Source organism: Achromobacter sp. SIMBA_011 (assembly GCF_046535435.1).
In the GTDB taxonomy this organism is placed as follows: domain Bacteria; phylum Pseudomonadota; class Gammaproteobacteria; order Burkholderiales; family Burkholderiaceae_B; genus Achromobacter; species Achromobacter dolens.
The window spans coordinates 1-267 of sequence record NZ_JAWRWN010000562.1 but is presented as its reverse complement, the minus strand read 5'-3'; the positions used below and the strand labels follow the sequence as shown (position 1 = coordinate 267).

Here is a 267-nt window from a genome sequence, read left to right as displayed (position 1 = left end):
CGTGCGTCCGCCTTCGCAGGGCGGTCGTTCTTCGCTGGAATTTTCCAGCCTGCGCCTGCCGCTTGCCAATTTCGGCGCGCGTCGCGATGTTTCGGCTGTTGATCCGCGGCGGGTCGAGCCAAGGTCTGAACAGCAGCCCGCAGCCCGAACCGAGCCGCAGGTCGAGCCAGTACCGGCACCTGCCGTCATTCAGGCGGAAGAGACAGCGCCAGCATTTATGCCTCCGGTCGCTGAAGCCTTCGTGCCCGCAGCGCAGACTGCAACGCC

1 pseudogene is annotated in these 267 nt (G+C 65.9%); it reads left to right on the top strand.

Features of this window, described 5'->3' with window-relative positions:
* A pseudogene (locus tag SB816_RS32160) lies at positions 1 to 267 on the top strand (hypothetical protein); the annotation flags it as partial.